General features: G+C 43.7%; 10 protein-coding genes and 1 pseudogene. 1 reads left to right on the top strand and 10 read right to left on the bottom strand.

Features of this window, described 5'->3' with window-relative positions; genetic code table 11:
• The 9 genes from IM507_RS14340 to cas3 all read right to left on the bottom strand — a co-directional run.
• A partial coding sequence (locus IM507_RS14340; protein WP_287637248.1) for a Uma2 family endonuclease occupies nucleotides 1-410 on the bottom strand: 410 nt, incomplete at its 3' end.
• A 9-nt stretch (nucleotides 411-419) separates the two neighbouring features.
• Entirely contained in the window at nucleotides 420-1,094 is a 675-nt protein-coding gene (cas5d, locus tag IM507_RS14335) for a type I-D CRISPR-associated protein Cas5/Csc1 (RefSeq protein WP_052277822.1), read from the bottom strand.
• A gap of 37 nt (nucleotides 1,095-1,131) precedes the next feature.
• The gene (gene cas7d, locus IM507_RS14330; protein ID WP_069474929.1) at nucleotides 1,132-2,133 is read right to left on the bottom strand and encodes a type I-D CRISPR-associated protein Cas7/Csc2; all 1,002 of its coding nucleotides are present in this window, start codon (nucleotides 2,131-2,133) and stop codon (nucleotides 1,132-1,134) included.
• Nucleotides 2,134-2,150: 17 nt separating this feature from the next.
• Nucleotides 2,151-5,612 (bottom strand): type I-D CRISPR-associated protein Cas10d/Csc3, encoded by a 3,462-nt coding sequence (gene cas10d / locus IM507_RS14325; RefSeq protein WP_190537456.1) that lies wholly within the window; start codon nucleotides 5,610-5,612, stop codon nucleotides 2,151-2,153.
• Entirely contained in the window at nucleotides 5,605-6,039 is a 435-nt protein-coding gene (gene hepT / locus IM507_RS14320) for a type VII toxin-antitoxin system HepT family RNase toxin (protein WP_002778659.1), read from the bottom strand. Before hepT ends, cas10d begins: the two co-directional genes overlap by 8 nt.
• Nucleotides 6,040-6,042: 3 nt before the next feature.
• Nucleotides 6,043-6,501, bottom strand: a complete 459-nt coding sequence (mntA, locus tag IM507_RS14315) for a type VII toxin-antitoxin system MntA family adenylyltransferase antitoxin (protein WP_123230550.1) — start codon at nucleotides 6,499-6,501, stop codon at nucleotides 6,043-6,045.
• Nucleotides 6,494-6,616 (bottom strand): hypothetical protein, encoded by a 123-nt coding sequence (locus tag IM507_RS14310; RefSeq protein ID WP_259679038.1) that lies wholly within the window; start codon nucleotides 6,614-6,616, stop codon nucleotides 6,494-6,496. Before IM507_RS14310 ends, mntA (IM507_RS14315) begins: the two co-directional genes overlap by 8 nt.
• A 90-nt stretch (nucleotides 6,617-6,706) precedes the next feature.
• Entirely contained in the window at nucleotides 6,707-7,126 is a 420-nt protein-coding gene (gene mntA, locus IM507_RS14305) for a type VII toxin-antitoxin system MntA family adenylyltransferase antitoxin (RefSeq protein WP_072924215.1), read from the bottom strand.
• A gap of 169 nt (nucleotides 7,127-7,295) precedes the next feature.
• Entirely contained in the window at nucleotides 7,296-9,461 is a 2,166-nt protein-coding gene (gene cas3, locus IM507_RS14300; RefSeq protein ID WP_123230549.1) for a type I-D CRISPR-associated helicase Cas3', read from the bottom strand.
• Between the two features lie 99 nt (nucleotides 9,462-9,560).
• On the opposite strand from cas3, the gene IM507_RS14295 reads away from it, so the two are divergent.
• Nucleotides 9,561-10,424, top strand: coding sequence for a WYL domain-containing protein (locus IM507_RS14295; RefSeq protein WP_069474935.1), 864 nt, complete (start codon nucleotides 9,561-9,563; stop codon nucleotides 10,422-10,424).
• A gap of 460 nt (nucleotides 10,425-10,884) precedes the next feature.
• Here the strand turns inward: IM507_RS14295 and IM507_RS14290 are convergent.
• Nucleotides 10,885-11,013, bottom strand: a pseudogene (locus IM507_RS14290) (RNA-guided endonuclease TnpB family protein); the annotation flags it as partial.

The following is an 11,013-nucleotide window of genomic DNA, read 5'->3' as shown; positions in this document are numbered from 1 at the left end:
CGACTGACTCCCGCTTTTAGGTAGTCCACGGCTTTTTCGCTCAGGCTGCTGAAGGATTGTTCCGGAGAGATAATTTCGATGACTAATTCCGGGGGAACGGGACAAGCTTCATCGGTGAGGGGAATATCTCCTAACCTTTCCAGGGAAATGTAGAGAAGATCGGGAACGGGACACCAATCTCGATCGTTTTTGCTTAGAATAATTGCCCATTCGATTCCCACTTCTCCCCGTCCTTGATTCCAGCGATCGAGTATAGAAGATAAAGCCAGAGTTAAACGAGAATGAAAGAATTTCGGTGACATTTTTGGGATAGCTTCTCCATCGACTAATTCATAGGTAATATCGCCCTCGGGAGCGGTTAGTGAGAAAAATTCCGGTAAAGTGAGGGGTTTAGAAGAGATAAGAGTCATGGTCAATTTTCAACCGAAGCGATAGGACAATCGAGCGGGAATTTTGAGATCGGGGCGATCGCTTATTTGGTAATATTCCCCGCGCATTCTCACATTACGAATCAAACTAACGGGAGGCATATTAATCACATCGTAGCCAATCACCTGATGGGTAAACATAACATCGAGAGGATTTAAAGGATAGGGATAAATAAATAAATCCTCTTTTTGTTTTGATAGGGAAAGTTCTGTCAGTTTTACTTCCGCTTTACTCATCCATTTTCCCAAACGAATCCATTTAGGAAGTTGTAGGGGGTGATGGGAAATAATAAAACATTCAAAAACACTTTCGGGAGCGATTTCTTTTGCCCTGCCAAAACTGGGAATATTTTTCTGGGTTTTTTCCATCTCCACATGATAGTTATTATTGGCATATTTCCAAGTATTGAGAACCGCCGTATGAGCGATCGCCCGTGCGGGAGTGACATAAATTTTCTCTTCGTTAAGAGGATTTAAATGTTCTTGGTACTGTGGAATCTGTTCGGAACAGAAGTAACGATAACTATCGCTATTTACCAATCCCAAAGCATAACAGAGCGCGTAATTATGAATTACGGGTTCGCTTTCGTAGAGTCTGCCGATTTCACGGGTTGCGTAATAAAGACTATCGTGCAGTTCTAATTGACAGGAATAAATATGTACCATAATGATAGGGTGGGCGACACCCACCCGACGAAATTAGCTATTTTTTCTCGGCTTTCTTTTTCTCGATATATTGTTTAAAGTATTTTTTTGACTCCTTATTTGCTTGATCTAGAACCGATAAAATTCCTGCTTCCGTACCCGTGAGAGTTTTCACCTCAGTTAATAAAGGTTGAAAATTTTCCCCGATAAAATCGGTATGAACGATAAATTCTTCCGCCATTAATGCTTGTATTGCTTCGGTGGCTTTTTCCATAACTAAATCCTCATCTAAGGGATCGATCGATTGTAATACCTCATCGGGAAGGCGATCATATATTGCCTGTGTCCAGCGCAAATTACTAACAATTTCCCCATCAGCAAAAATAACACCGATAAGCTCATTTCTTACCCGTCCCGTCCGGGTGGTTTGTGCGCCGTAGTGACGGGTACGCAGGATATTATTAAAAACATAGAGAAAACTCGCTTCTGTCGGATCTTTTAAAGTGACAATACTAGGGAAAAACACCTGCGGACGGATGTGATCCTGCTGGCTAATCCTGCTAGTCACTTCTCCTACTTTTGTGTTATTTTCTCCCTTTGATGCCATGGTACCGTTCTCGTAGGGAGCGTTTAAAGTAAAACTTTCATGGGATTCATCAAAGGGTGTGATCGAAAAAGCCGTATCTACTACTACTTTCGATTTTTCTGAACCCGAATCACCGATGGCAAAACCATAAATAATACAGTCGGCGTTATTCATGGCAAATTTTACATTGTACTCACATTCTTCGGCAGTTACAATGTTGTATTTACGGAGTAATTCTCGTCCGACTAAACGTTCTGGAGTTGACTGTTTTCGTTTAAACATCGATAAACGACTAATCGTTTTTTTGCTATCAATTCCCGCACGAACACGAGCTTTATTTAGCTCTCCATCTGTTTGAAATAAAGGATAAGATTCTGTGACTCGAATCGTCAAAAAGTGAACGTATTTTCCCATCGGTTTGTAGGGAATCTCGCTATGAAAGAATTTAGAATTGAGGGTTTTCAGTAAAGACATGGTAGGTACTCCTTGAATTAATTATTGTTTTCAGAATCTTCATCCACAGTTTGACCCTGGACTTTTAACTCTTGATTTTCTCTGTCCTGTTCGAGACGGTAAAGAAATTCGCAGGTATCGCGAATAAGGTTTAATTGTCTGCCGGCTAGACGCGCTCGATCGCCCTTAAAAGAACCCTCGAACACATCGATCACAAAATAACGAGCAAAAGACAATATTTTCTGTCTTTCCTGTTCTCGATCGGATAGAATCCAGCGACCTTCTGCTGTAGAAGCATGAACCCGATTCATTAAGCTGGCCACTTCCGCCGCTACTACAGAAACTAGGGCTTCTCCCTGATACATTCCTCCTTTGAGAATCGTATCGGCGGCCACATCGATCGGTTTTAAAACTGCGTTCGCTTTCGGATTATATCGTTTATTAGCTCGATAGAATTGACGATACAATTCGGTTAAGTTTTTCGGGTGATTTAAGGGCGATTCTGCTGTCATATCGATAGTTAAATTGGTTCGGTTGGCTTGTACATAGGGATCGAAACAAGGATAAAAATCGTAGAGATACAGAGCGATTCGATTAGCGCTCGGTATATCGGCATCTTTGCCCCGTTTCCACTGTTTAAGGTAATGAAAAACATAGAGAGGACTGGTTTCTAAATTGATAGCGAGTTCCGTTAATTTGCCCCAATTGGGATCATAACCCGTCTTACCCTGCTTCGAGTTCACGTCCAAATGAATAGAATAGGCTGCGGTTAGGGTATTTAGAGGGGCAGGATATTTTTTTCCGTCATTATCTTGCCATGGGTTCAAGACTCGATCGAGACGGAATCGATCGCGTCGAGTTAAAGACCGGATCGCTTGGGGCGCACTGTCGAGAAATACCGTCTCTTCAAATTCCGCACCGTCGCGATAGGGAGGAATAGGAGACTCAGAAACCACCGTTTTGACATCTAGAATCATCGGGAAAGCTAATCCTAACCATGCCGGCATAACCCAGGATTCCGTATCGGTGGGATCGCGGCCCGGAGGTAGGGCCATAAAATAAAAGGTTAGGGGTTTATCTTCGGGATAGGATAGTTTAAAAGTGCGGTCTTTTTTGCCATCTTCCTCCTCGTTAATTGTTTCCTTTTTCTGCCTTAATTTTTCATCGATCAGGAAACTATCGACACTCTGATAACGGGTTCGATCGAAGTTAGCGACTAGATTCTTATCGACAAAGTGCAACTTTATCGAGCTATCAAAACGAGTTTGAGCGATGTTAGCGTAGGCTTTTTGTAAAAAACTATTGGTTTCGGGAGTAAAATAATAGGTCGGGTAAAAGTACAGATAGCGATATTTGCCGTCCTCGAAACGTTTTCCTACCGCTTGGGTTTGATTCATAAGAATCTGACGCAACATCATTTCCGTTCCCGCGATACTGGAAATGTTTCGTTTGGCGTTCGAGCCTGCCAGCATTTGTTTATTAGTATAGACTTGGGGAGTAAAAAGAACCGCCGATTCCATCTGTTCGCTGACACTATAGGGAGAATGGGAGATCGAACAGAGAAGTTGACGGCCGCGACCTTGTTTTTTAGCGGCGTTGTAGTGGTTTAATTCTTTCTGGAAGGTTTTGATCGAGTGGGCCAATTCCCGACCGGGTAACTGCACCACTTGATTAACCCACTCTCGCAAATCCTCCCAACCATCGGGTAAGTTATATCCCGCAACTATGGCGGCGATTTTTGCGGCGAGAAAAGCGATTAAATCTTCTGCAACCGGTCTAATATCCTCGATTCCGGGATGCTGTTTCAGGTATCGCGCCGCTAGATAATACCATTCGTAGGGAACCCCTCCCGTATTGCCTTTCAGTTTGAGTTCTTTTAACGATTCATTAATACGCTTGATCGCTCGAATTTGTGGCAGATAATTTTCTAGATTCCAATAATGTGCGATCTCGCTAATTAAATCTAAATCCGGCGGTGCGGGTAAGTTTTTCTGCAATTTTCGCGCCTGTTCGATTTTTTCTAGGCGATCGCCCCAGATTTTCCGCGTCACCACGTCCCCGAATTCCGCTAGGCGATCGATGCGGATATCATCTTCACAATGAAAATCGTAATCCGTCGGTAAAACGCCCTGTTGTTGAAATTTAATCAGGTTTTCGCCGCGACTTCGGGCCACGGACGCTTTATTATCACCGAGGATGCGAAGGGTGGCGTTGAGGGCAGCGCGCATTAACCCAGCATCGTCGAAAAATTGGCTGTAGTAATCTGCGTATTTCATCCCCTTGCCATCTCTGCCGAATCCCGTTTGTTTACGCTGTAATTCACCGCTACAGAGGGATTTAATCGTGTCCACCACTCGATTCGGTAAGGTTTCTAGGGACACTTCTGGCGCGTTTTTGGGGGCGATATAGACAACTCCCGTAGGCAAGTAAAGTAAAGGCTGATAGTCTAGTTCTTGATGTGCTTCCATCACCGCGTTATTAAGTACGTTCGTCAGTACCCCGCGGTTTTCGGCGATGCTGTGGTAAGTGAATTTTAGTTCCCCATAGCTGAGGCTGTATAAAAGATCTTGTAACGAGGCTTTTTCCGCATCGTGGGGGTGTTTAATAATGGATGCGAGGCGATCGGCTAGACAGGCAAGATCGCATAGACTCTCTATAACGCGATCGTTTAAACGAACATTTAACCCATCCTCAGAAGTGTTAAGGTCGGTGTCATTACGGCGTTGGGTGTTTTTGGCAATATACAGTAGATCATCGAGATATTCTAACCATCGTTCGGGATTATCTGGAAATAAGAAACGATCTAATCCCAATTCGGGAATTAGTACCTGTAGAATCTCCCGATGTTCTTCCCTAGATAATTTACGAGGGTCTTGATTTTTAAACGGATCTTGAATGAAATCTCGCTGAATTTGTATATATCTCTCTGACATGGACGGGAAGCGATCGTAAGAGAATTTCTCGAAATCATGAACAAGAAATCCTGCTATGGCCAATCTTCTTTCGAACTCTTTAATTATCCGCCGCACCGTAGTATTAAGCTTTTGTAAGCGTTTCTCGATGAGATTGGCAGGAAATAACCCATTAAGTAAATGAGTATTTAGAGATTGATCACCAGCGTTATCCCGTTTAGCTTTAGGTTTGTTTCTCAATTCACGACCGCGATCAACTGCCTCAATAAAATTTCCTCCTTTAGCTGTTGATCCGATCGCTAATCGGAGTAAATTGGGTAATACCATTTCGGCAAAATCTGCCATAACTCGATCGTCGGGGTTTTCGGCTCGAATCGCCTCCCGTAGGAGTTTTAGGGTTAGCAGTTGGCGAACAGTTTCGACTCGGCGATCGCTTACCGATTCGCTAATTCCTAAATCTTCGCCAGAAAGAGATTCTAAATCAATATCCTCGAACTCAAAATCCAGATCTTCATCGTCAATTTCTGTAGTGTTATCGAATAGATTTAACTGTCCCGTTTCCTCTAATTTTTTTTGTTTTTTAGGCATCTTTCACCTCTAGAGAGTCTAAATAGTCGGTAATTTGTTTGAGATAAAGCGGAAATTGAGATAAAGCGATCGGAATCGCCTTAAAAACAAGTTCATTATCGATCGCCTCGTATTGATGCACTAAACGATTTCGCATTCCTGATGATTTCGCCAACTCCCCGGCTAGTTCTCTGGTAGTTAAACCATTTTTACCAGCTTCTATAAAAGAATCGTAATAGGTAGCGGGAGTTACGTTATGTAATTGTAAAAGAAGATAGCTATTAATATCGGAAGATGACTCTACCAACAATTCTATCAATCTCTCAACCATAAGTTGATAGTCAAAATTGTCCAAATACTCTGATAGAGTAACGCTCTCGAACCCCCGTAATCGATTAAGATATTTGATCATCAAACGAATTCTAACGGTGACTATCTCCCTTTCCATCGTTTAAACTCCCCATTGTTTGAGCCAAAGATCGATACTGTCTTTTTGAATCTTTCGGAATTTAGCGGTATCGGCGTACTCTTTCCAAGCGCGTACACGAAATTTTAAAAAGTCTCCCGTATTTTTTTCATAGATAAGTTTTCCATCTCGTGCGACTTGATACTTCATTAATGGAGAACAGCGATCGAGTTCAATTAGATCGATCAAATCACGGTTTATCTCAAACAATTCACTCAAGATAGAGAGAGAAGTTAAGTAATCATTACTGATTTCCTTAATATGTGTTTGTCTGTTTGCTTCATCGTATGAAATTGCCAAATCCCAATCGCTATCAGGTTTATGCTCTCTGCGCGCTCTAGAACCGAAGAGAATTAATAGTTTTAAATTCGGTAGTTTTTCCACAGTCGTAGTTATTCTATTGACTGTATTGATAATTTTCAATTCTTTCGTATTTCTAACCATTTTCTGCCTCCAAAGAATCTAGATATTGAACGATCGAGCGTTGGTAGCGGGGATAATCTCGTAAAATATTAGCGATCGAGGAATGAATGATATCAGGATCAATTTTTTCTCTCAATTAAAGTGATCGAACCGTACTCGCTAAGTTCGGCGAGGTATTGATTCATGAGGTTTAATTCGTCTATCGCAATCAGAGGTTGAATAGCATTTACACTCCTTTTTCTCGTAGAGAAATCTCTAGATTATTCCGTAATTGACGGTATAACGCTTTCGATTCTTCAGGATTCATGAGAAATTTTTCTTTAAATCCCTCGAATAGTCCCGTTTCCCGTTCGTATAGAAGTTGACCATCCCGCGCGACATAATGAGCAAGGATCGGCGAACATTCTTTTAAATCAATCACATCAATTTTGTCCTCGGGAATCTCTAAAGCTTGTTCGAGTAGTGTATAAATTTTCAATAGACTCGAAATATCCTTTTGATCACTTCTTTCCTCGTATAAAACAGCGAAATCCCAATCGCTATCAGGTTTATGCTCTCCACGCGCTCTAGAACCGAAGAGAATTAATAGTTTTAAATTCGGTAGTTTTTCGACAATAGCCGTAATTTTTTCTACTAGCCTATTCATATTTAGCTCCCATCAAAAAATTGGCAAGAATCCGATGGATATATCGATCGATGTCCCTAGCGTCTGTCTATGTCTATTATCAAACGCGGAGGAAGCAAAGAGCAACTAAATCCCAGAAAAAGTGTCCGTACACTTTGACTCCCTCATCTCTTGGTAGCCTCAAACGGCATCAACAGATCCACACCTCACCCCCTTTACCTTTGAACCGATGAGCGAGAGTATCCAACAACAAAGCCGATTGACCGATCGCTATAGAATAGGGTGACAGGGGAAAATGAATACTACTCTCGTCACTAATCGGATAAATACCGAAGTGCATCGGTAATTGTAAGCGTTGGCGAACTGCAGCGACGGGATAGGCAAAAACGAAGCTAACCAGAGCCAGATCCCGTAACTCCCGACTAATTCGATCGAGCCAAGGATTATCCGGTTGCCAAACACCGATTCCCGTCAAAACCTGCACTTTCCACGCGGAGGCGATCTCGCCTAAATCGCCGTCGTAGGTAAAGCGCCAGTTTAACCGTTCCTCTCGATATCCCTTTAAATTCAGAAACGCAAGACAATAATCGAAACGTCTGCGCGCGATCGGTGTTTTCGTGGCCTCGATCTGGCGCTTAAACTCGCCTTTTCTCCACACCTCCACCTCTAGATTACCGAGAATACTGGGTAAATCGTAGGTTTTAAAGCGATCGCATTCCTCTGGTTCCGTCGAATCGTATAACCCGCATAGTAACGGACTTGACCCGCGAAAACTAGACGCATCCTCGAAAATCGGATTACCGCTTTTCCCCGATAACTCCTTCCATTCGTCGGCCCATCCTTTCACCCGACCGGCGACCCGTTTTAAACTGGTATCGAAAACCTCCTCGCATTCCTGTTGAAACTTCTGGCGACTTTCCCCGTATTGGGATTTGATCTTCGGACTCCCTAAATTCCACCAGAGTTGAAATGATTGTACCGCTCCCCAACGTTGGTAATAACCCTCGAAATTATTGATATGACGGTAATTACTCTTGATGGCCTCCTGTAGCTGAATTCGGTCATACCGTTCCCCGACTTGTAACGGTGCGTCTTTCTTCTCGAATAACCGTTCTAGGAAAAATTTTGGAACCAGAGCGATCGCTGTGAAGTTAGCAAATTTTACCGCTGTTCCCTTTCGATCGTAGCCGCTGTGACGGCCTAAACGGCCGAAACGTTGAATAAAATTTCCCGCATCCGACGACTCGAAAATGAGGAAATTAATCTTGAAGTCCACCCCCACATCGATGGTACTCGTTCCGATCACCAGATCACGATTTAACGATGCCAACTTCTCCCGCGTTCCCGAAAGACCCGTATTTTCCCCCACTGTTAAACCGATAGTCGCCAATAATTCTCGGAAAATCGGCAGCAGCCGTTTAACCGAAGCGATCGAATTGAGAATAATCGCGCCCTTGCTGCCGGGGTATCGCTTAAAATAGTCTAAAATTCGCTCTTTATTTTCCTTCAACCAATTTTCCGAAGTTTGAAAACTCGACGGTAAGGGAATAAAAGATAGCTCGATTTCCGAGGTTACTTGTCGCCATCCCTGTTGAGCGAGGGAATTGGCCTCTTCTGGGGTATCGGGAAACCGGTATTTTCCTTCTCTTACCGGGTCGATCGATCGATAGCGAAACCCCGCTTTATCCAATCGTTTTAGTAAACTCTCGTCGGGAGTTGCGGACAAAAACAGGTATCGTTTCCCACGATTGGCCCGTCGGATTAGAAGCATGGTATTGATAATACTGGCGACCTGTGGCGTGCCGAAAACGTGAAATTCATCGAATAGGAAGAGAGCGAAATGTTTATCGATCCGGTTCCATAGCTGATCGGGGTTATCGTAGGGGGTTAAATAGGCCCCCCGATGCAGATAATGGAAAATATCGGGGTTAGTTAAGAGAATTTCCGACTGTTTCGATCGAGTCTCTAGAGCGATCGCTTTCGTTTTCCCATCCCGTTCGGCGTACAATTCCAACTCGGGCCCGGTTAAAAGATTGACCCGGGGTTGATCCGTTGGTTGAAATCGTTGAATATATGCCTCGATCTGACCCCGCTGATCCCGCGCTAGTTCGTTGGTTGGGTAGAGTCCCATAATCGGGAAATATCCTTGCAAAGTTCGCAGGTAGGCCGCTAGACTTTTCCCGTCCCCCGTCATGGCCGTATTGAAAATCACATCGATATCGGGATCGTTGAGTGCTTTCCACGTCTCCACCTGATGCCACGATAACCGCCATCCTTGCGGAACCTTGATCCCGTCCGGGATCTCGTCTGCGGGACAGGAATAGACTGGCCTGAGCGTTACTTGATAATTTACCATGAATTTCTGTCCGTAACTCCTTGCTATCTTCCATAATAACCACGATAATAGGGATGGACAAGTACCTTAACAGAAAAAGTGTCCGTATATTTATAAACTATGAGCCGGATAGGACAATCAATCACTTTATCGGTCAGTGAAAAAGAAAAACAGGCCCTAGAAATCCTTGCCAGTGAATTCGGGCTATTTTGGGGAGATAAACCGAATATATCGAAGTTAATCAAAGAAATTGCCCGTAATAAACTTAAAATCGCCCCTAATCACGACTGGAAGCCCGATCGCTTGCAGATGCTCCAACAGGCGATCGATTTTCTCATCGATGCTGGACAAATCCCCATCGCCCTAGAACTAACTAAACTACTATTAGAACGGAGCGAACTGTCAGACCCCTTACGCAAAGAACTAGAACGCCACCTCGATAATCCTCCCCCACCATGGCGACTGGAACTCGATCGCTCCATTCTCCGACAACAACCGTTTCAGTTATCCTATCAGGATGCCGGCGATCGAATCTGGGAATTCCATCTTTACCATGCCGCTATCAATCGTCACGAGGATCGCTTATATCTCGATTGTTGGTGCGAGGAAACCGAGGGAAATCAAGATATTTCCGAACTACACCATAATTGGAGTTTAAGGATCGATCGAATCCCCAACGATTCCTTAATTACCCCGATCCCTAGGGGCAAATGGCGCAATCAGCTTGATAGTGTGTCGGCCGAGTTTCACCTGTTCGATGGATTAGCTCGATCGTACCGGACTAAAACCGCTATCGATATCGCCGACGAATTGATCTCGAACGATCCCCCCATCCGGCAGATCACCCGACAGATAACGAGTAGCTTCTGGTTTTTCCGCGAGATTCTCCCCTACGGGGAAGATTGCTTGTTGATCTCCCCAGAAAAAGTCCGCAAGCGTTTTTATGACAAGGTGCAGCGGCTTTATCGACGCTACGAGTCCTGAAAAGATTTTCGTCCCTGCTGAATCAAGATACGATACTAAATGCTGTTTAAAATATAAGAAAGTGGGCGTTGTCAGATCAGAATAGGAAAGATGCAATGCAATCCTTGTTATCAAAGTAATTTCATTTCCGGTGCTGATTCGGAGCATCTTTCAATTTGACAACGCCATCTAGAAAATCTATCCAACGTCTATCCTACTGCATTTAATCTTGGTTTTGAGGGTGTTGGGTAACAGCCACCAACCCAACCGACAAGATCAGCGTACTGCTACCCAGTGCCTTCGCCATCACACTTGATTCCGAACTGGTGAGCAAGTTGTGACAAAAACATATTTTTCGTTTGTTGCGTTTGTTGGATTTATTTCGTATGTGGGGTACACTAGGCCGTAGTAACTCTGGACAAGAGTTCAATCAACAGTTTGACATCCTCACCGCCGTAAAACGGACGGCGATTCCCAAACCTCACGATTTGGGTTTCTGCTTCTTTCCCGAAGGATTTTTCGCACCTGCCTTAACAGATTTACTCTGTTCTGGTCTTATGGTCGCTCTACAGACTGACACCGCAAGCCCTGCGGCCAAAATATTTTTACT

Origin of the sequence: Microcystis sp. M20BS1, from assembly GCF_020245305.1 — a bacterium.
In the GTDB taxonomy this organism is placed as follows: domain Bacteria; phylum Cyanobacteriota; class Cyanobacteriia; order Cyanobacteriales; family Microcystaceae; genus Microcystis; species Microcystis ichthyoblabe_A.
The sequence above is the reverse complement of the archived record's forward strand: the minus strand, read 5'-3'. Positions and strand labels throughout refer to the sequence as shown.

What these genes read in the sequence shown, in the direction of transcription:
- cas10d (WP_190537456.1), bottom strand. Translation starts at nt 5,612, where the DNA reads ATGCCTAAAAAACAAAAAAAATTAGAGGAAACGGGACAGTTAAATCTA.
- mntA (WP_123230550.1), bottom strand. Translation starts at nt 6,501, where the DNA reads ATGGTTAGAAATACGAAAGAATTGAAAATTATCAATACAGTCAATAGA.
- cas7d (WP_069474929.1), bottom strand. Translation starts at nt 2,133, where the DNA reads ATGTCTTTACTGAAAACCCTCAATTCTAAATTCTTTCATAGCGAGATT.
- hepT (WP_002778659.1), bottom strand. Translation starts at nt 6,039, where the DNA reads ATGGAAAGGGAGATAGTCACCGTTAGAATTCGTTTGATGATCAAATAT.
- cas5d (WP_052277822.1), bottom strand. Translation starts at nt 1,094, where the DNA reads ATGGTACATATTTATTCCTGTCAATTAGAACTGCACGATAGTCTTTAT.
- mntA (WP_072924215.1), bottom strand. Translation starts at nt 7,126, where the DNA reads ATGAATAGGCTAGTAGAAAAAATTACGGCTATTGTCGAAAAACTACCG.
- IM507_RS14295 (WP_069474935.1), top strand. Translation starts at nt 9,561, where the DNA reads ATGAGCCGGATAGGACAATCAATCACTTTATCGGTCAGTGAAAAAGAA.
- cas3 (WP_123230549.1), bottom strand. Translation starts at nt 9,461, where the DNA reads ATGGTAAATTATCAAGTAACGCTCAGGCCAGTCTATTCCTGTCCCGCA.